This window comes from Streptomyces sp. MI02-7b (assembly GCF_033793585.1).
In the GTDB taxonomy this organism is placed as follows: domain Bacteria; phylum Actinomycetota; class Actinomycetes; order Streptomycetales; family Streptomycetaceae; genus Actinacidiphila.
In genome coordinates, this window is record NZ_JARAWX010000056.1 from 1 (window position 1) to 18,972 (window position 18,972).

The 18,972-nt window shown below is 66.2% G+C and carries 15 protein-coding genes; 7 read left to right on the forward strand and 8 right to left on the reverse strand.

The window, feature by feature from the left end; all coding sequences use genetic code 11:
* The first annotated feature begins 298 nt into the window (after positions 1 to 298).
* Positions 299 to 985 (forward strand): DUF488 family protein, encoded by a 687-nt coding sequence (locus tag PV364_RS40665; protein WP_319665987.1) that lies wholly within the window; start codon positions 299 to 301, stop codon positions 983 to 985.
* Positions 986 to 1,103: 118 nt separating this feature from the next.
* Positions 1,104 to 1,889, forward strand: a complete 786-nt coding sequence (locus tag PV364_RS40670; protein ID WP_319666002.1) for a hypothetical protein — start codon at positions 1,104 to 1,106, stop codon at positions 1,887 to 1,889.
* A 966-nt stretch (positions 1,890 to 2,855) separates the two neighbouring features.
* Here PV364_RS40670 and PV364_RS40675 read toward each other — a convergent pair.
* The 4 genes from PV364_RS40675 to PV364_RS40690 all read right to left on the reverse strand — a co-directional run bounded on the left by PV364_RS40675 (position 2,856) and on the right by PV364_RS40690 (position 7,364).
* Complete coding sequence (locus tag PV364_RS40675) at positions 2,856 to 3,398, reverse strand: hypothetical protein (RefSeq protein ID WP_319665988.1); 543 nt, start codon at positions 3,396 to 3,398, stop codon at positions 2,856 to 2,858.
* Positions 3,395 to 4,702 carry a hypothetical protein gene (locus PV364_RS40680; RefSeq protein ID WP_319665989.1) on the reverse strand — a complete coding sequence of 436 codons (1,308 nt, stop codon included), beginning with the start codon at positions 4,700 to 4,702 and terminating at the stop codon, positions 3,395 to 3,397. The genes PV364_RS40675 and PV364_RS40680 overlap by 4 nt, the downstream gene beginning before the upstream one ends.
* Before the next feature lie 239 nt (positions 4,703 to 4,941).
* Complete coding sequence (locus PV364_RS40685) at positions 4,942 to 6,789, reverse strand: diguanylate cyclase domain-containing protein (protein ID WP_319665990.1); 1,848 nt, start codon at positions 6,787 to 6,789, stop codon at positions 4,942 to 4,944.
* Positions 6,786 to 7,364: a sigma-70 family RNA polymerase sigma factor gene (locus PV364_RS40690; protein WP_319665991.1), complete on the reverse strand. Its 579-nt coding sequence runs from the start codon at positions 7,362 to 7,364 to the stop codon at positions 6,786 to 6,788. Before PV364_RS40690 ends, PV364_RS40685 begins: the two co-directional genes overlap by 4 nt.
* A 1,194-nt stretch (positions 7,365 to 8,558) precedes the next feature.
* Between PV364_RS40690 and PV364_RS40695 the strand changes: the two genes are divergently transcribed.
* The 5 genes from PV364_RS40695 (at position 8,559) to PV364_RS40720 (ending at position 14,376) form a co-directional block, all read left to right on the forward strand.
* Positions 8,559 to 9,884 (forward strand): helicase associated domain-containing protein, encoded by a 1,326-nt coding sequence (locus PV364_RS40695; RefSeq protein ID WP_319665992.1) that lies wholly within the window; start codon positions 8,559 to 8,561, stop codon positions 9,882 to 9,884.
* A gap of 425 nt (positions 9,885 to 10,309) precedes the next feature.
* Positions 10,310 to 11,308, forward strand: coding sequence for an aminoglycoside phosphotransferase family protein (locus tag PV364_RS40705; protein ID WP_319665994.1), 999 nt, complete (start codon positions 10,310 to 10,312; stop codon positions 11,306 to 11,308).
* A 594-nt stretch (positions 11,309 to 11,902) separates the two neighbouring features.
* Complete coding sequence (locus PV364_RS40710; RefSeq protein WP_319665995.1) at positions 11,903 to 13,165, forward strand: MFS transporter; 1,263 nt, start codon at positions 11,903 to 11,905, stop codon at positions 13,163 to 13,165.
* Positions 13,166 to 13,259: 94 nt separating this feature from the next.
* A complete protein-coding gene (locus tag PV364_RS40715; RefSeq protein WP_319665996.1) occupies positions 13,260 to 13,598 on the forward strand; it encodes a hypothetical protein in 339 nt (112 codons plus the stop codon).
* Between the two features lie 7 nt (positions 13,599 to 13,605).
* Entirely contained in the window at positions 13,606 to 14,376 is a 771-nt protein-coding gene (locus PV364_RS40720; protein WP_319665997.1) for a transposase, read from the forward strand.
* Between the two features lie 69 nt (positions 14,377 to 14,445).
* Here PV364_RS40720 and PV364_RS40725 read toward each other — a convergent pair whose 3' ends face one another.
* The 4 genes from PV364_RS40725 to PV364_RS40740 form a co-directional block, all read right to left on the reverse strand.
* Positions 14,446 to 14,667 carry a hypothetical protein gene (locus PV364_RS40725; RefSeq protein ID WP_319665998.1) on the reverse strand — a complete coding sequence of 74 codons (222 nt, stop codon included), beginning with the start codon at positions 14,665 to 14,667 and terminating at the stop codon, positions 14,446 to 14,448.
* Between the two features lie 26 nt (positions 14,668 to 14,693).
* On the reverse strand, positions 14,694 to 15,293 hold the full coding sequence (locus tag PV364_RS40730) for a hypothetical protein (protein WP_319665999.1): 600 nt from the start codon (positions 15,291 to 15,293) through the stop codon (positions 14,694 to 14,696).
* Positions 15,294 to 15,772: 479 nt separating this feature from the next.
* On the reverse strand, positions 15,773 to 16,318 hold the full coding sequence (locus tag PV364_RS40735; RefSeq protein WP_319666000.1) for a hypothetical protein: 546 nt from the start codon (positions 16,316 to 16,318) through the stop codon (positions 15,773 to 15,775).
* 791 nt (positions 16,319 to 17,109) lie between these two features.
* Complete coding sequence (locus tag PV364_RS40740) at positions 17,110 to 18,519, reverse strand: replication-relaxation family protein (RefSeq protein WP_319666001.1); 1,410 nt, start codon at positions 18,517 to 18,519, stop codon at positions 17,110 to 17,112.
* Between the last annotated feature and the right edge of the window lie 453 nt (positions 18,520 to 18,972).

The window sequence follows — 18,972 nt, forward strand, 5'->3', positions numbered from 1 at the left end:
ATTCAGCACTGGGCTACCGCACCCCGATCGAGTACGAGCTACTCTCCGCACAAGACACCGTCCCCGCCGCCAGTTAGCCACCGCAGCTGGAACCCAAACCGTGGGGCAGGTCAAGATGTCACCCGATCGTGCAGCAGACCCCGTGGAGGGCGTCCACGTGCGTGTGAGTCAGCGGCGCGACCTCGAGCGTCATTCGGCCAGGGTAGACGCTGGAAGACGCGGTCCCTTCCTGTTGATTCCCGCTGTTGCGGCGTGCTGACTCGCGTTTCCATTCAAATGGAAGTTAGGATCCCCGCCCATGGCAGGTCGACCGGCAGCAAGCCGTCAGGATCGGGATCGGGCCCAGGAGTTGGCTCGACGGGTACGTGCGTTGCGTGAGGCGCGTGGATGGACACGGGAGCGGCTTGCGAAGGAGGCAGGTCTGCATACGCGGACTCTGGTTCGCCTGGAGAGTGAGGGTGCTGTTCAGCCGGGCTTCTTCACCGTGGGGGCGCTGGCTGCGGCGTTGGCGATCAGTCTGGATGAACTGTTTCGTGCAGCTCAGCCGACGTGGGGTTTGTGGTCGGCCGGCTATGAAGGGCGGGACATCGGATCGTTTGTTGCGGCCCTGGTGGACGCGCAGATCGACGCTGTGGCGGATGTACGGCTGACGCCGATCAGCCGCAAGCCGGGCTTCAGCAAGACGCGACTGCGTGAGGCCTTGAACGCGGCGGGGATCGAGTATGTGCATCTACGGGCCCTGGGGAATCCCAAGGACAACCGTGCCCCCTTCCGGGAAGGACGTCTGACCGAGGGGCGGGCACGGTTCAGGAACCTACTGGAGTCGCAGGACGCCGTCGCAGAACTTGCCGGCCTTGCCGAGCGTGCCCAGGCATCGCGTGTGGCGGTGCTGTGCTTCGAGCAGGATGCCGAGCGCTGTCACCGCACTGTGGTCGTCGAAGAGGTCCTGCGGCAGGCTGACGTAACGGTGACCGCTCTGAACTGAGCGTTCCGCACCGCGAGCAGGCCCTCTTAACAAACCGCGCTGTTGCGTCCAATCTGGCCTTCAGGGGTCACATCGGGCTGGGGAGGCAACGGTGGGCGAACGGCAACGGGCTCGCATCATGATCACGGTGAAGACCTATCCGGAACTGTCCGCCAAGTACCGGGAGACCAGCTGTGTCGCCGGTGTCCGCCTCGACCTCGGTCAGCCGCGGCACGTGCGGCTCTTCCCGGTGCCGTTCCGGCTGCTGGAGCAGCAGGCGCAGTTTGCGAAGTACTCAGTCATCGAAGTCGACGTCGAGACGCACCGCCATGACCGGCGCCCGGAGAGCCTGCGCCCGATCCTCGACACGTTGAAAGTCATCGAGCAGCTCTCCCCCGCCGACGGCTGGGTCCGACGATGGCACTACCTGCGGCCGCTGGTGGCACCATCCCTGTGCGCGATACGCCGCGACCAGGAGATCCGCGGCACCTCGCTGGGACTCTTCCGTATCCCCGCTACGCCCGGGTTGAAGCTGACCGACGCCGAGCCGTGGCCCGACTCGAAGTCTGCCCTGACTGACCAGATGGACCTTTTCGAGCAGGACTTGAAGCGTCTGGAGTGGGTGCCGGTGCAGTTGCGCTACAGGTTCTCCTGCGCGGATGCGGACTGTCCCGGACACGACATGCACCTGAAAGACTGGGAGGCAGGCGAGTCCTACCGTAAATTCCTCCGCACCTACGGCGTGCACCAAGTGCGGCAGAAGCTGCACGAGCGGTGGCTGACCCGCATGTTCACCCCTGATCGGGCCGTCCACGCGTTCGTCGGGAACATCGCCGCCCGCCCCCGCACCTTCATGCTCCTCGGTCTGGCCCGCCCCCAACGGAAGGTTACCGAGTACGCCCAGGACGACCTGTTCTCTCTGTAAAGGTGTGCCCTGTCGGCGGGGCCGCGTTGGCGAGCATCTCGCTTCGATGCAGGGCCACCCACCGACAAACCCCAATGCGTTGTCCCCCACGCCACCCGGCTGGCCCAGTCGCTGAAGTCGGCGGCGAGCTGCTGCTGAGCTTCCCCCAGCCGTTTGACATCGCCGTCAAGGATCGCTTCCGCCGCCCGTCTCCTTCACGTCGGTCAAGCACCGGCCGATTCGCATCTGGAAGACGTGACATGCATGCCCTTGCGGCTCGGTGACAACCCGAGGCCGCTCAACGGCCCCTTGGCCCCGGTCGCTGGCCGGTGGCGCGTGGTCGTGGTGAGGCGGGCGGGCTCAACGGCTCGCTGCAGAGTGCTGCGGTCGCTCCCGGTGTGGCGTCCGGGTGAAGCGTCAGTAGGCACATCCGGAATCAGATATCGGATTGGGGATGATGGGCGGGTCGTGCCGCAGGAGGAGATGCGGCCCGATATTCACCTCGCTGAGGGCGACTCTCCTTGTCCGTCACAGCGGCCAGACGGTTCAGGGGGCCACCTGCTCGATGAGGCGGAGGTTAGAGGAGGCAAGTTTCTTACCGTTCTTGGGAAGTATCCAAAACGATCCGTCACTGTCACGCCCCACCAAGCGTGACACGCTTCTCAGTGAGTGCGGAATGTAACTTTTGGCCACTTTGCACAGTTCGACGAGTGCTTCTTCTCGGGTTTTGTTTCCGGTCACAGGCCGAAGGGCTTTGACTTGTCGGCGCGTCAGCTCATCAGCTATGATCATTTTCTCTTCGATGATCCACCACGTAGACACTGACCCGTCTCCTTACGAGTGGTTCTGCCACCCTGCGCCTCGCGATTGGGCTGCAGGGTTCGATTGGGTCTTGCGCTGCGCTCTGCTTCCGGTGCACCCGCAGCGAACCACGACCGCTGTGCTTGCTCGTCTTCTTCGAGTGGCCGCTGAGGCGAGTCGGGACGGTCAGGCGAGATTGAAGGCTATTGCGCCCGCGACGGCATACAACGCCATGAACGTGACGGGGATCCACACTTCGATCTGTGTGAGCGACAAGTGCAGCTTCGCGGCCTTTCCGTTGCCCAGTTCCAGCCACTCGGTCTCATACACACGGGCGGGCAACCGGCGTTCCAGCGCGGTGATGACTTTGTATTTGGCTCGGTTGAGCTTTCGGTATGAGGCGATGAGGAGCAACCAGGCTCCGCATTGGGCGCTGGCGACGAGAGCGAGGACAGCCAGACTCCAGGGCGACGTTCGGTGAAGGAAACTGCCGCCTGCCGTGCTGGCTGCTGTCAGCAATGCGGAATTGATGGTCAGGAAGAAGGTGTTGGTCAGGCTCCGACGGGCGCTGATCCGGTCGGCCATTTCCACGCAGATCTTGTACTGATCCATGATGGCCGCCTGGTATCGCTCCGCTCCTGCCTGGTAGTCCTCCAGGCCGATGTGACAGTTCCACGGCAGTCCATCGCGCTGTGTCGCCTCACTTGCGCTGCGCAGCCCACGACTCATGCGGACAGTTCCTCGCCGGTCGTCGCCTGCGACAGTTCTCCCTCGATCTCGCGTACCTTGACGTCGATCCGTCCCGGCTTGTTGCGGGAGGGACAGACTTCCTCGATGTTGACCAGTACCCGGCGCCCCTCTTCCAGGCGTCCGTCATCCAGTTCTTCGCGCAGCGACGGTGACATCTTCTGGGCGTGCAGCAAAGCCAGTGTGGGCAGGTTGGGGTAGTCGTCCAGCCTCACGAGGGCGAAGGACCTGTCACGGATGACAATGGTCGCCCCGTGGCGTTCTCCGACTTGCGGGTATCCGTCCATGGACGGAGTCGCCACTGAGGCAAGGAGGGTGGGCGTTAGGGTGGCCTGTTGGTTCGCAAGCGCGATATCGATGCGCTGACGTGCCCGGTCGATCCATCGGATGATGACGGTCACCTCGTCGTGTTCCTTCAGGCCTGCCGCCTCGTGGTTGCGCACTCGGGACCGGCCGCCGCCGGCCAGTTCGACCCAGACCCCCTTACCGTTGACCTCGTAGACGGTGGCTGTGAGGCTGCGGCCCCGCTGGTACGTGCGCTCCCACTCGTCCCAGGGGTCTTCGCCTTCCTGCTGTGTGAAGACGAGGTTGTTGTCGCGGTAGACGAAGAAGCCGGAGATTTCCCTACCGACGTGGAACCTCTGCGACAAGTCGTCCGGGATGACGTCCCGGTAGCTCATGTCGCCCTTGTACATCTCCGCGCTGCGTCGCGGGTTGCGCAGGTCGCGCACCCGGATGTGGTCCTCGAAGACTTCTTCGACTCTGACCTTGGCGCGGAGGCGGTCTTCCGGTGTGTAGGGCCGCAGGTCCATCTCCGGCTCGCGTCGTTGCTGGCGCAGGTCTTCGATCTCGGTGCGCAGGCGTGTCCGCAACTCGGCCAGGCCTCGGAAGGTCCATTCCCACCGCACGACACGGAACTGCCCGAGGGCGTTGCTGGGCACCTGTGCGCCCTCGTGTGCGATCACCACGAGCCGCTTTTTGAGGCATAGCGCCCATGCCAGTTCCATGGCAACCGATGTGGAGGGAACGGATAGGTCGGCAACCACGATTCCCGCCCGGTCGATGCCCGCCCACGCGACATCCATGGCGCTCTCGGTGGTGCCGGGGACCTTGTCGGCGCGCTCGGCGCGCAGTCCCCAGGTCTTGATCCAGTCCTCAAAGTGCCCTTCGTACAGGACGTCGAAGTTCTCCGTGCGGCCGTTGGGGAGTTCCTTGTCCTCGTACGGCATAGCGAAGAAGACCATGTCCTCCTCGACAGCACCTTGGCGTCGCAGGTCCAGCGTCATCTTGCACTCCTCGCATTCGGCATATCTAGTACAAATCGACTAAAAATGGGTCGTCGAAGCTCATCGATGGACGGGGAGGGACTTCTGAGGGGCTCAGCGGAGGTTGCTGTCGCAGCGAAGGGCCGGCTTCGCTGCGACAGTCCTCATGTTCGGGCGTTCACGCTTTGGTGCCGGCCCTGACTCGGTGACGGTCAAGACTGGTATCACCCCAGCGCTGCTGCCAAGTCAATGTGCGGGTGTCACCCTGCTTGCACGCGGGCCAGGCAGGTCGTCTTCCAGAGCGTTTGCGCGAAATACATCTCTTGATCTGCAGAGTGGAGGACCTGGCCAGGGCTCGCATTCTGTGCGACCCAGCCGACACCAAAGCTAGCGCCAACGCGTACGGCACCCTTACCGAGACGGATTGGAGGGGTGAGTGCCGTGTGCAGACGTGCGATTAGTTTCTGGGACCCTTCGCGGGTGACGTCGTATGCGAGTACCGCGAACTCCTCGTCGCCCAGTCGGGCGACGATGTCACCGTCACGTACCGCGTGCTGCAGTCTGCGGGCCACCTCCGTCAGTACTACGTCCGCCATCTCGCGGCCCAGTCGGCTGCTGACCGAAGCGAAGTCGTTTAGGCCGCAAACCAGCACGGCAGTTCGTGAGCCACCGTAGTCCTCGCCTTGCCCCTGACATTCGACGGCAAGGAGGTATCGCAGCTCAGTGCCATCTGGCAAGCCGGTCAGTTCGTCTCGGCCGGAACCACGAGCACATGACTGTGCCTGTCGGCTGAGGTCATCCACGTATGTGAGCCGGTAACAGGATCCATCCGGGCCATGGGTAACAACAGAGGTACTCAGCAGCACTCTGATGTAGCTGCCATCGCGGTGCGACAGACGCACTTCAGCCTGCCCGCCCTCCGCGGGCATCCTCAGGAGCAGGTCCAAGTCCTCAGGGTGGACCAGGTCCTCGAAGGAAAAGTCGCTCAACGCGATCGCGGGCCGTCCCAGCAGGTCGCACAGCGTGTCGTTGACACGGCTCAGTTTGCCCCGCTGCCCGTCGCCAAGCTCGGCCATCGCCAGGGCGCGTGGCGCCCCCTCGAGTACTGGCTGGAGGCGGTTTCCTCCCTCTCTGAGGGTCTGCCGCTCGTACTCCAAGCGCACCAAAGCACGTTGGGTGTCCGCCCGCATGCGGGCATTGGTGATGGCAACGGCCGCATGGAAGGCGAACATCTCCAGGGCTTCGCGGGCCCAGACATCGGGCATCTGCCCATCACGCGGAGCATCGACCGACAGAACGCCGAGCAGCTCGCCGTCGGTACGGTACATGGGTGCGAAAAGCCGGTCCTCGGGATGCCATTGTTCGGGTGACTGCGGCATAGGCCCGCCTCCTGTCCAGGAGGGCACGCCGTCGCCGTCCAAGGTCCAGGCGAGCTCGTGCGAGATAAAGCGCAGGCTGCCCCACTCCTGCCCCATTGAAAGGCGTCGATCCCACAGCTCCCTGAGCCCGACACGTCCGATCATGAAAGCTTCGGCGGCCTCGCTTCCCGCGAGGGCGGCAATGACGAGGTTGCCGTCCGGTCGCACAAGGTTTATGAGTCCGATCCCGTAGCCGAGTCCACTGACCAGGCCATCGGCGACGGTCTGCAGGGTCTCGGCCAGGCTGTGCGCGACATGCAGTTTGGCGATGGCTTCGTGCAACTGCGCGAGGGACGCCGGCGATGCGCAGAACCTCTCCTCGCTGTCCGGGATCGCGCGCGACAGGTCCGGGCTAACTCCCTCGCGAAGCTGGCGGACGCGATGCAGCTGACCTTCTGCCCCAGGCACGCGGTAGTCAGCCGCGATGCGCAGCCAGTGGGAAGCGCGCTCCAGGTCATCCCGCTCGAGGTGCTCCACGCCCAGCGCGAGAGCATCGTGTCCGAGCTCGGCACTCACCGCCAAGGCGTCCAAGGATTCCTCGCCCGAAGGGTCGAGGTCGTCGATTGCGGCCATCACCGCGGCAAAGCCGTCGTCGAGTTCCGCGTCGTTGAAGGTAGGGCCACCCTCCCCCAGGGCAGCGAGGAGCCTCTCAACCGGGTGGGTGCGATCGGGTCGATCGTCGTGGTTCACTTGCGCACCTCCCCGCGCGCGGTGACCGTCTGCCGATATCCGTCGAGCTCTGGCATCTTCCGCAATTCCTTGACCGCTGTGGCTATCAACTTCTTTACGCCGTCGATGCTGATCCCCATCAGCCTGGCCACGGTGGTCCGATCGAGACCGTCGACGTAGCGTAAGCAGAGAGCTTCGCGCTGCCGCTGTGTCAGCCGAGCCAACGCCTGCTCCAGATCGACCCGCGAGTCAACAGGGCCCCATGCGTCATGCCCTCCGCGCTGGATCTCAGACAGACGCTCGGTTAGAACCTCCTCGCCCGGAAGGTCCGCTGCCCGGTTCTGTTCCTCGTACCAGTCCGCGATCCGTCGCTGGGTAATGACGAACAGCGGTGCTGCGAGATCGTCGTAGGGCTGCCACCGGTCGAAGCGGTGAAAGTAGGCCTTCCACACGTTCTGGCAGATGTCCGCAACGGCGTTCCTGTCACGCACACGGCGTGCCACATATCTGAACAGCCGCTCGTGTTGCGCTCGGTACAGCACCGCACGCGGGTCCTCGTGACCGTCGGCCGCCCTCTGCGGCTGGGCAGTGTTCAATGTCCGGAATCCCCTGTCCCCGGGGCCGGCACCCACAGCGCCGACACCGACCCAAATCCGGCGAGCCGCCACGCCGGGCTGGCACCCATACCGCCCTCGCAGTACAAGCGGACTGGCTCAGGCATCGTGCCTCCTCCCGGCTCCGCTCGACGACCCGTCACATAGCTGGTCCCCCCGCGCACCAAAAACGGGTACCTGTTTGAGCCCCAAAAAAACCGGACAGCCTCCCGAGCCGTTGACACGCCCCCGGTCGGCCGGTCGGCCGGTCGGCCGGTCGGCCGGTCGGTGCGCTACTACCACAGCGCTCCCCCGCTTCCGCCCGACACGAGCAACTGGCTACTCCTGCCACCCGTTCACCTCGCTCCGCCAAGCGCCGGTCGACGTCACACCTGGAGTGCCGCGGTGGTTCGAGGACGAACCCGCCCGAGGACATGATCTGGCCGTTGGTCGGACGTCCGTGATCTGCTGCGTTGCGATGGCCCGCTTGTGTTCGCCACCGGAGCCGAACAGCTGGGCTACCGGCCGGGACATGTCTCGCGACCCCTGCAACCGCCAACCGGGCTTCTCACCTGTGGATTCTGAACTTGAACTCGTGATGTCTGGCGGTCAGCTGCTCGTACTGCTGTGCGCGAACGGGTCGGTGAGCTGTGCTGCAGGCGGAGTGGCGATGAGGAGAGTGCTCGCGGGGCCGGATGTCGCCGTGAGACTGGTGGGATCCAGGCTGAGTGCCTGCGCGAGGGCCGGGGCCAGGCACTCCCATTCGGCAACGAGGTCAACGGCTTCCTCCGGATCCAGGTCTTCGGGGCGTTCCGTGACTCCGATCGCGTTGAGGCTGTCTCGTTCTACTTGAACGGGCTGCCCCAGCGCGAGCTCGGGGTACTCGCTGATCCAGCGCCTGGTGATCGAGCCGTGCTCGGCAATCAGCCGGGCGTCCCCCAGGCACCCCTAACCCACCGTCCAAACTACTTACCAGTGAAGTTGCGACATCTCGCATTTGATCTACCGCACTGCAGCTCAGCACCATGATCGAAGATGAGCTATCTACATCACCACAGCTCACAGCCATACTCGAAACTACCTCCAGAACTGCAGCACCCCTGGTCACCGCTCCAGTAATGCGGCAAGTGCAGAGGTTGACAGCTGGCCACGTTCGCGGATTCGGTCGGCGAGCGGGCTGATGGGGAGCTGGTGCCGATGCGGCTACGGCTGCTGAGCAGCGTTCGCGTGCTCGGGGAGGGCGTCGACACCAAGGGCTGCGACAGCGTGTTCTTCGGGGACGTGCGCGGCTCCGCCGTGGACATCCTGCAGATCGTCGGCCGGGCCCTTCGCATGCAGCCGGGCGAGGGCAAGGTGGCCAGCCTGGTCGTGCCGGTGTTCCTCGCCCCCGGTGAAGACCCCGACGCCATGCTCACGAGCAAGGGCTACAACGGCCTGGCCAAGGTCATGGCTGCCCTGCGCTCGCACGACACCGAGACCATCGAGCAGCTGGCGGAGCAGCAAGCGCACAGCCGCGCCGCCAAGCCGACAGCCGCCGAGATCGCTTCAAGTGGCGGCCGGGGCGGGGAAGGTGGCTCGGGCGGTGAGAGCGGTCTGTCGGCTCCGGCGCAGGGGCTGTTGTCGTTTTCTACGCCGCGTGATCCGGCGATTCTGGCACAGTTCATGAGCCTGCGTGTACTGCGGCCGGAGAACACCTATTGGCGTGCCGGAATTCAGGCCGCCACCCGCTACGTGAAAGAGAATGGGGATCTGAAAGTCCCCTACGCTTTCGTCACGCCGGAGGACTGGGACCCCGCTGGTTTTCCTCTGGGAACGTGGATCGCGGATCAGCGGAGGTTTTTTAATTCGGGTGGGATGAAGCCGAAGCGGGCCGCTGAACTAGACGATCTGGGCATGGTGTGGTCGCACTGGGACGTCGCTTTCCAGGAGGGACTGTCAGCCGCGAGGGAGTGGGCTGCCGTGCACGGGCATCTACTGCCGCCCGCCACGGCGGTCTGGAACGGCTATCCGGTAGGCGTCTGGATGAAAAACCAGCGCACCGCCGGACGGCTCGCAGACACCATCGAGCAGCGGCGTGAGGCAGGTCTGCCGGTCGGCCCAACCACCGGCGCCCTGACCGAGGAACGCCGGGACGCCCTGGAGGCCATCGACCCGTCCTGGTGCCCTTCCTGGCCCGTCGTCTGGCAGCGCAGCTACCGGCTCTGCCGCAGGATCGTTGAGGACGGCCAGCCGCTCCCGACCGCGCCGGGGCAGACCACGGTGCAGGGCGAGGATTTGGGCGCGTGGGTCCAGGCGCAGCGCCTGGGGTGGGAGCAGCTGCTGCCTGCGCAGGTCTGGATGTTGGAGAACATGCTCCATCTGACGCCGGCGGAGCCTTCGGAGAGGCCGCCAGCGCCTCGTACGCAGGCGGACAAGTGGGCGGTCAACCTTCGCGCCGCCCGACAGTTCCACGCCCGCGGGGGGGGGCCTTGCAGGTGCCCCGGAAGCATGTCGAGCGGCTCACCGAGCCCGATGGGACCGTGACCGAGTTCAAGCTGGGCCAGTTCCTGGACAACACCCGCCGCCGCGCCGACAAGCTCACCGAGGCACGACGCGCGGAACTCAACGCATTCGGCATGCGCTGGTAACCACTGCAGCACAGTGAGCGGCCGGGCCAGGACTCCGAACGGGAGTCCCGGCCTGGCCCCTGTATGGCGCCGTGAACGGCCTGCTGACACGTGGCGGCACAATCCCGCCCGGCTGCTGACACGAGGCGCCACACGGGCCGTGCGGGCTGCTCGGTCGGAGCGGTCCCGGGCGTCCGGGCTCCGGGGTGCTGGTCTCTCAAGTCGAAACGCTGCGGCACTATGTGAGCGCGGGGTCCTCGGTCACCGCCGCAGCGCCCGAGTACAGGCCAGCAGAGGGACCAGGACGAGCAGAGCGGCACGCACACGAAGGCTTGGAGCCGTATGGAACTGAGAACGATCGAGCGCGCTGCCGGGGCCTTCCAAAAGCCGCTCGGCGCAGCGGAGCTTCAGGCGATCTGCGGCCGGGTCTTTGGACGTCAGGCGCGGGTGGTCTCGGCTGTCGAGCTGGGCGGTGGGATGTACAACAACACCTACCGTGTGGCGGTGACTGGGCAGGATCGGCCGGTGATTGTGCGTGTCGCGCCGGAGCCGGGCGTTCAGTTCCGGTCCGAGCGTCAGCTGATGCGGAACGAGTACGCGAGCGTTCCCTGGCTGTCGGTGATCGGACCGCTTATGCCCAGGGTGATCGCGGCGGACTGGTCGCACGAGGTCATCGGTCGTGACTGGATGGTCCAGACTCTGCTCGACGGATCGCCCGCTTCCGGCCCTCGCGGTCTCATCGCTTATCCACGTCCGGCCTGGAGCACGTTCTTCCGGCAGATGGGCGCCATCGCCAAGAAGGTGCACGCCGTACGCGGACCGCACTTCGGGTCAGTTGCCGGGCCCGGGTATGCGACGTGGCGTCAGGCGGTGATCGCATCCCTGGAGGACATCGCCACAGACCTGGACGGTGCGGGCCTGGACGCAGCCGACATGCAGCAGGTGGTGGCGGCCGCCAAGGAAGAGCCGGTCCTTGACGAGATCACCGAACCACGCCTCCTCGCCGGCGACCTGTGGATCGTGAACGTCATGGTCGCCGAAGGCGCCCCAGAGCCCACGATCAACGGGGTCCTCGACCTGGACCGGACCCTGTGGGGCGACCCAGCAGCCGACTGGACCATCCGCATGGCCCTGGCCAAGCCAGGCACAGAGCGAGACGCATTCTGGGACAGCGACAGCTACGGCCCGCTGGACCGCTCCCCTGCAGCAGTTCGACGCTCACTGATCTATCAAGCACGCCACCTGGGAGCCATCCGCCTGGAGCACCATCGCCTGGGCAATCCCGACGGCGTGCGCAGCACCTACACCGACCTGGCAGCGATACTGACCGAGATGGGCTGACCAACCCGCCACCTGCACCCTCGCACCTGCAGGCCAATACGCGAGCCGTACCGACACCACCCGTGAGCAAGGACTTCGGAACTATCTCCCTGTGGTTCCGGGGGCCTCGCGTCCGTCCGGAAAGCCCCCGGGCCCCCACCGCGGCCCGCCCCGCCGGTCTGCACACCCGCCCCGTCACAGGCCAGCGGGTCCCTGGCTCGGCCCTGTATGGCGCCGTGTACGGCCCGCTGACGCCGGGCGGTTCCCTGCCCGACTTTTGGCACGAGGCGCCGCACGGGCCGTGCAGGCTGTTCTGCCGGAGCGTTCCCGGGCATGTGCTGCACTCGGTCAGGTGGGCGTCGAATGGGCGTGACGCCAACTGCAGTTCGTCGTTGAGTGAGCGACTGTAGATCACATAGCAGGGGACCCCGGGCCGGCATGACCCGGGGTCCCCTGCTGTCGGCTCACGACATTTTGGCGGGGGCTGGCGGTACCACGTGGGCGCGGGCAGTGTTTTTTGATCTCGGCTCTGAGGTGCGTCCGGTGATGGCTTGATCGCGAGGTGGTAGGTGGTCTGAGTCACTACGCTGAGCGCCTTCACCTTGGGAGGTTCGGTTGGTACAGGGGAGCGCACTCGGGCAGGACTTCCGGCGGCTGTGGGGTGCGTATGCGGTCAGCGCAGCGGGCAGTGCCGTCGGCATGGGGGCGTTGCCGCTGATTGCCCTCCTGGTGTTGGATTCCTCTGCGTTTCAGGTCTCTTTGCTGGCTGCGTTGTCCGCAGTGGCCAGTGGGGTGATCGCTTTGCCGCTCGGGGTACGTATCGAGCACCAGTACAAGCGGCCGGTAATGATCACTGCCGATCTGGCCCGCTGTGTGCTGCTGGCGAGCGTTCCGGTCGCCATGGCTTTCGACCGCCTCACCTTCGCCCAGCTGTGTGTCGTCGGAGTTCTCCAGACGGCGGCATCTGTCGCGTTCAGCGCGGCGAGTGGGGCGCACCTGAAGGCACTTGTCCTGCCCGAGCACCGTCTTCGTGCCAACAGTCTGTTCGAGACGACCAACTGGATCAGCGTCAGCGCCGGGCCGCCCGTCGGCGGGCTTCTGATCGGAGCACTCGGCGCGGCCGCCACGATGGTGGTCGATGCGCTGTCTTTCCTTGGATCGGCTCTGGGTATCCGTCGTATCCGGCAGCCTGAGCCCGCGCCTCCGGCACCGGCCGCCGCTTCTCACCTGGGCCGTGACATCGCTGCGGGCTGGCGGTACCTGCTGCGGCATCCAGGGCTGCGGCCGCTGTTCTTCAACGCGCTGCTCTTTGGCGGATCCGTCATGATGACGTCACCGCTGATGGCCGTCCTCATGCTGGATGATCTCGGCCTGGCACCGTGGCAGTACGGACTCGCTCTGGGACTGCCGTGCCTGGGCGGAGTGCTGGGCTCGCGCCTGACTCCGCTGCTCACTCGGCGATGGGGACAGCGTCACGTTCTGCTGCTGTCCGGTGTCGCACGCACGCTCTGGACGATCCTGCTGCCACTGACGCCCTCCGGCGCGGTCGGCGTGTTCGTCATCGTGGCCGTCGATTTCGGCCTGCTGTTCTCCGCCGGGGTCTTCAACCCGTCGTTCACCACGTATCGCATGGCGGTCACACCGGACGCGTTCATGTCCCGCGTCAGCACCTCCTGGTCCGTCGGTTCGAAGACATGCCAGGCCGTCTTCGTGATCGCCGGTGGTCTCCTCGCTGCTGCCGCGGGGGTACGCGGTGCCCTGCTCATCGCCGGCCTGCTGTGCCTGGCGAGCGCGCTGCTTCTGCCATGGCGGAAGGCACGCATCTCCGCCGATCCTGATCCAGCGCTGTACCGCGACGGTCTCAACAAAGTTGTCTAAGGGCTGTCCCGCAAAGGGCTGGCTGGCGCCCGCGCCAGGTGGGTGAGCGGGATACTCGCGGGACTCCGACGCGGGGCTGTGACAGCCTGCCCACATGCCAGAGCTGCGTATTCATGCGGGTCGTCACTACGCCATCCAGTTCCACTACGCATTGCCGGACGACGCTTGGTGTGTGGAGCTGAGCGAAGCCGTCCCGGCGCCGGCCACGTGGGCTGAGATCCCCAACGCCGTGACGCACTTGCCTGGAGCTGCCTTCCTGGTGGCGGTCATACCCGACGAGGATCCGGACCGGGAGCCGACCGTCCACATCCACAGCCACGACGAACACGTCATCCCCTACGAGATCATGCGCTGGTTCATGGAGCACGTGGCCGAGCAGGTTGAACGCTGCCGCATCGCCTTCGAGCAGGGAGAAGCCGAAGCAGTGGAATGATCACGAAGTGACTGGTGTGATCACGGCGTCGGAGCCCTCCTGGATAGCCCCGTTCAGCGGGCTGAGCCCGCGACAGTTCGGCAAGCTGATCACCGCTCTCCGGCGCGAGGGTGCAGATCCGGTGCGCAAGGGCCGGCCGTGGAGTCTGCCACTGGAGGACCGCGTGCTGCTGGTCGCCGCGTACTGGCGGACGAACCTGACGCTGCGCCAACTGGCTCCGCTCTTCGGGGTGTCCAAGTCCGCAGCCGACCGCATCATCGACCACCTCGGACCCGTGCTCGCGCTCCAGCAACGCACGCGGTTCCGCAAGGACGCCGTGCTGATCGTGGACGGCACCCTGGTCCCCACCCGCGACCACACCATCGCCGAGCAGTCGAAGAACTACCGGTACTCCACCAACCACCAGGTCGTCATCGACGCCGACACCCGGCTGATCGTCGCGGTCGGCCGACCGCTGCCCGGCAACCGAAACGACTGCAAGGCGTGGGAGCTGTCCGGAGCGAAGGCCGCCGTCGGTAAGACCACAGTCATCGCGGACGGCGGCTACCGGGGCACCGGCCTGATCATCCCGCACCGCCGCGAACCCGGCCAGAGCGAACTGGAGGCATGGAAAGAGCAACACAACACCTGCCACCGCAAAGTCCGCGCTCGCGTCGAGCATGCCTTCGCCCGGATGAAGACCTGGAAGATCCTCCGTGACTGCCGCCTCAAGGGCGACGGCGTCCACCACGCGATGCTCGGCATCGCCCGCCTGCACAACCTCACCCTCGCCGGGTAACGACGAACCGGCAGGTCAACCCACACGTCCTAGATCATTTACGGGACAACGCTTAGACAAGCGGAGGGGTCAGTACAACGCGATAGCGTCGATGACTATCGCGGGACCAGAGATATACGCGTGAACATCGTCGTCGGGGACATCCAGGCCCAGCCTGCCGAGCTGTCGGGTGACCTCCTGGAGGTCATCCTGGATCTGCGCCATCATGATGCGTCGCATCATGAACTCCCACCCATGCAGGAGCCATTCGTCGGTGACCCTGAACTCGCCTTCCGGGATCAGTCGGTACACGCTGCCGAGGACGCGCAGATCTCCCTCTAGCCGATTCGCCGACGCTTCGTCGATGAAGAAGTCGGGGCGTACGTTGACGTACACCTTGTGTGGCAGCGAGCTTCCGGTGACCTCAAGAAGCATGGGCAGAGGCAGCAGTTCGTTGTGCAAGTAGACCGTTGGATCGCTTCGGCTACATCCGGATCCTCGACGTCCAGGTTGGCAAGCTCGCTGAGCTCATTGATGTCACGGGCCAGCATGAGTCGTCGGAAGACAAAGAACACCTTGCTCATCACGCTCGCCGCCGTGATCCGCGTGTTGCCCTCGATCTCAATGAGGGCGTCTTTGAGAAGCGCTGAGTCACCGACAGGATTGACGTGGACCGCCTTCTCGCGGATCAGGCCGTCGATCACCTTGGAGACCGTCGCCTTCTCCCGCGGAGCCAGACTGTACGTCGACTGGAACTGGAAGTCGCTACCTGCGGATCCGCTCAGGGCTAGCGCGCCAAGGCCGGCCTTGCCGCCGCCGGACCGCTTGCTCACTGTCGTCTCCACGATGTCCTGCGCCACAGGGACCTTGATGTCGTGGTACTCCGCCTGAGACAGCAGCGTTTCTAGATCGAGAAAACTGGGAGACCTCAATGTCATCGGAGAAGTCTTCCATGCGGCACCGACAACAAGACGTCACGGGCGTCTGCTGCAGGCCCGGAGGCACAACGGGCTACGGCGAAGCAGCCGCTCTGCGTGGCAACGTCTGCATCAAGGCGCAAGGCGGAAGGTCAGGCATCGCCACCCTGCTTTGTAGGAGCGGCGCGGGACGCGGCCTTCCACCTTCGGCGGAATGCAGGTGCCAAAGCGCCAGAACCTGGGCGTCGGTGTGCTTAAGGCCAGGTCGCGGCCGCCCAATGCCCGGCCGATCCCGAATATGAGGGGTGAGAACGACGCTAGGCGATGTTCGAGGTCACAGCCGCCGCCACGGACGTCAACGCCGACCCCGGGCCGATGGCGACTCCTGGCCCCTGGGTGACGGCCGGCAGACCAAACTGTCCAGCTCCGGTGAAACCATAGTGCCCTGGCTGGCCGCGCCGGCTCCTTCTCTACGACAAGACCGTGCTCGTCAGTCGTGGTCAGGGCCCTGAAAGGGCGCCCATTTCCTGCATGAGCTTGATGATCGTCTGTGCTGTTTGATCGGGATCCATGACCATCTGCAGATGCTCGCCCTCGATCGTGGCGACCGGCCATCCCCAGAGCGCGGCCTGTCCACGTTCCGCCTTGTAGGTGTCGCCATAAGCCAGGTAGGCACTGGGAAGGTCTTCCCGGTTCGAACCGTCCATGGAGTCTTCGAAGTAGGCCAGCGGCAGCCGGCGCATCTCCTGTTCGGCCCGTGCCCGCGTCTCTTCGTCGGGGAACAGCGCTGCGATGTCGTCCTGCCACCACTGGCTCCACGGGGGCAGCAGCCCGTTCTCGTCCGTCTTGTCGGCCAGGAACGCAAGGGATGCCGCTGAAGACATCGGGAAGGACGGCGCACGCTCCGGAAGCCGTGCATCAACGAACACAGCCGCCGCTACCCGGCGGTGCCGCGAAAGCGCCGGGACATACAGCCCGGCATTGCTGTGCGGGACAAGGACCCAATCGGCGTCCTCGTCCAACGCCCCCAGGAACTGCTCCAGCACATCACGAGCACAGCGCGGGGCGGGTCCCCGGTGTGCGACGGAAACGGCCTCCACGCCGTTGCCGGCAAGGGCCTGGGCCACGGGCTGCCAGACAGACGGCCCCAGCAACGGGCTCGCAAGCAATGCCACTCGCCCACCCGGCGCTCCTGCCCGACGCACCGCACCAACACCCGCCACCATCCGCTCCCCCTCGCTACGGGCCACGCTTGCGCTTCAGCCCCCAACCCTATGACTGCACAGATGCTCAGAGCCTTTGGGCGTGACGCTCGCACGGCTTGGTCGTTGAGCACCGCGACTGTAAGTGCACAGCGAGGCCCCCGGAACTTCTCCCCGTGGTTCCCGGGGGCCTCGCGTCTGTCCGGGGAGCCCCCGGGCCGCCCCCGCCCGGCACGCCGGCCCGCTCTTGTGGAGCCCAGACCTCTCCCAGACTGTTGCTGGGAGAGGTGTCGCCGTCCGGTACCGGCTTGCCCACGGGTTCTGACCAGCAGCAACACTCCTCAGCCGGAGACGGGCGTTCCTACCTTCGGCGCTACCTTCGGTGCACCTGTGCACGCTACGGTGCAGGCCACCGTCCAGGCACCGGTGGAAGCTACCCTCCGGGATAGTTGTCGGCAGGGGCCGGAGTCCTCACCCGGTCCTGTCCTCGCGTGCCCTGTCCACAGTTCTCGCGCGGCCCGGCGGCGGCCCTGCTCGGCGGTTGCAGCTTGACGCACGGCGTGTTCACGAGCGTGCGCGCTGGGCAAGCCCCCGGTGATGGCGAGCTTGCCCCGCGCGCGTTCGGCTTGCCCGGGTCAGGTGCGGAAGCGGGCGAGCCAGCGGCCGGCCTTGCGGGCGGCTTCGGCAGCAGCTGCTGCCTCTTCCTGCTCGCGGCGTTCGCGTTCGTCCTGTTCGGCCTGGAGCGCGGCGATTCTGGCGTGGCTTTCGCATTCCTCGCACAGGCTCGGGTGCCAGTGGGTGTTGGCCTCGGGGGATCTGCGGGCGGCTTTCCAGCGGGTGTCGGGGAACTTCGCCCCGCACTGCGCGCAGGCCGGGCGCTTGGCTTCGCGCTCGGCTGCCTTCTTCTCGGCCTTGCGTTGCTGTTCGGCCTCGGCTGCGGCCTGGCGGGCGATCTGTGCCTCCCGGGCGCGGGCGTGGGCGGCGTCTTTGCGGGGGTTGCCGATCGCGTCGGTCAGGCTCTGCATGTCGGTCCGGCCGAAGCGCAGGAACACTGGCCCGGTGGGGCCGTGCTTGCGCAGGTTGTTCAGCCCGGTCGCGATGATCGGGATCTTCCCGTCGTAGGTGTGGAAGCCGTCCTCCCGGTGCCACGTGCCCTGCCACAGGTGGCGGGTCAGGTCGGTCAGGCGGGGGACGGTGAGGTCCGGGTTGCGGGCGCCGATGCGGTGGAAGACCAGCAGCACCGGCGGGTGCGGCATGTCGTACCCGAGTTGGCCGCCCGGGGCGGGCCAGCGGGTCCGCCACATCGGCCGCTCCTGCCCGTCGGTGTCCTTCACCTGCCGGCGGAAGAACCGCGCGTACTTCTCCAGCTTGTCCGCGAGTTCCTCCGCGCTCTCGTGACAGTTGTCGACCTCGACGAACAGCAACGGCACCCCGTCCTGCCGGGCGGTCACCACGAGGTCGGCCTGGGCGCCGCCCCGGCCCGGCGCGTTCCACGTGCCCGTGGCCGGCAGCGGGACCTCGGTGGCGTAGGAAGTAATGTTCCCGAGACCAGGCGGGGACTTGACGGCGGCCTGCGCCGCGGCGAGGGCTTCGGGCGGCTCACCGGCCAGTAGGGCCACGTCCGGCCTCGGGCGGAGCAGGGCGATGACGGTCTCGTTGACGGACATCGGGTGTGGTGCTCCGGTGCTGCCCGCGCCGCGGGCCGGGCCCCCCATCTCCCACAGTGGGCGCCGCAGCTCGTGGGAGGCGGCTTCCAGGCCCTTGACGGTCAGGTTGCGTAGGGTCTCCCCGCCCGTGGTGACCCCGCCGTTCTCGGACAGGCCCTGTTTGCGCAGATCAGACAGCGCCCCGGCGTGCGCGGCGGTGCGGGCGGTCTTCCGCATCGACGGGGTCTCCTTGTCCGTGTGCCGGAACGACAGGTGCGGGGCGGCGATCCGCTGGATCTGATCGGCCGTGGCGACCTTCAACACCCCCAGCACGCGCAGCACATCACCCCGCAGATCGTTCGAGGACCCCGCCGGGTTCGTCTTGCGTCTGCCCGCCATCAGCACCGCCCCCTTCCCGTCGCGGCCGGCCCCCGGCCGGACGCCCCACCATCCCTACGGCCCCAGCGGCCCGAGCGCCCCCTGCGGGGCCCCGGACCCCCGGGAGCCCCAAGGGTCTCTTCCTCCACTGACAATAAAAAGGTTGTGACAATCCCGGAACCGCCCGATTTCGGGGGCTGACCAGGGGTTTCCTCCCCTCCCAGGGTGCGGGGCACCCAAGTGGGCACCGAAGGAGAACCCCAAGCCGCCCGGCCAGGAACCGCGGCGGCCCCACAGCGATCACCATGGGTTGTCCAGGGCGGTGGTGAGCGCCTCGTGGACGCTGTGGCCGAAGCGCCACCACACCGGGCCGTACGGGCCATCAGCAGCCAGCCGGTCCAAGGTGGTGGCCAGGACGGGCACCGTGCGGTCGTAGCCGCGCCAGCCGTCCTGCTTGCCCGAAGCGTCGGTGTA

Excerpts from the sequence above, each read along its gene's own strand:
- PV364_RS40665 (WP_319665987.1), top strand. The coding sequence starts at position 299 with ATGGCAGGTCGACCGGCAGCAAGCCGTCAGGATCGGGATCGGGCCCAG.
- PV364_RS40670 (WP_319666002.1), top strand. The coding sequence starts at position 1,104 with ATGATCACGGTGAAGACCTATCCGGAACTGTCCGCCAAGTACCGGGAG.
- PV364_RS40675 (WP_319665988.1), bottom strand. The coding sequence starts at position 3,398 with ATGAGTCGTGGGCTGCGCAGCGCAAGTGAGGCGACACAGCGCGATGGA.
- PV364_RS40680 (WP_319665989.1), bottom strand. The coding sequence starts at position 4,702 with ATGACGCTGGACCTGCGACGCCAAGGTGCTGTCGAGGAGGACATGGTC.
- PV364_RS40695 (WP_319665992.1), top strand. The coding sequence starts at position 8,559 with ATGCGGCTACGGCTGCTGAGCAGCGTTCGCGTGCTCGGGGAGGGCGTC.
- PV364_RS40705 (WP_319665994.1), top strand. The coding sequence starts at position 10,310 with ATGGAACTGAGAACGATCGAGCGCGCTGCCGGGGCCTTCCAAAAGCCG.
- PV364_RS40715 (WP_319665996.1), top strand. The coding sequence starts at position 13,260 with ATGCCAGAGCTGCGTATTCATGCGGGTCGTCACTACGCCATCCAGTTC.
- PV364_RS40730 (WP_319665999.1), bottom strand. The coding sequence starts at position 15,293 with ATGACATTGAGGTCTCCCAGTTTTCTCGATCTAGAAACGCTGCTGTCT.
- PV364_RS40740 (WP_319666001.1), bottom strand. The coding sequence starts at position 18,519 with ATGGCGGGCAGACGCAAGACGAACCCGGCGGGGTCCTCGAACGATCTG.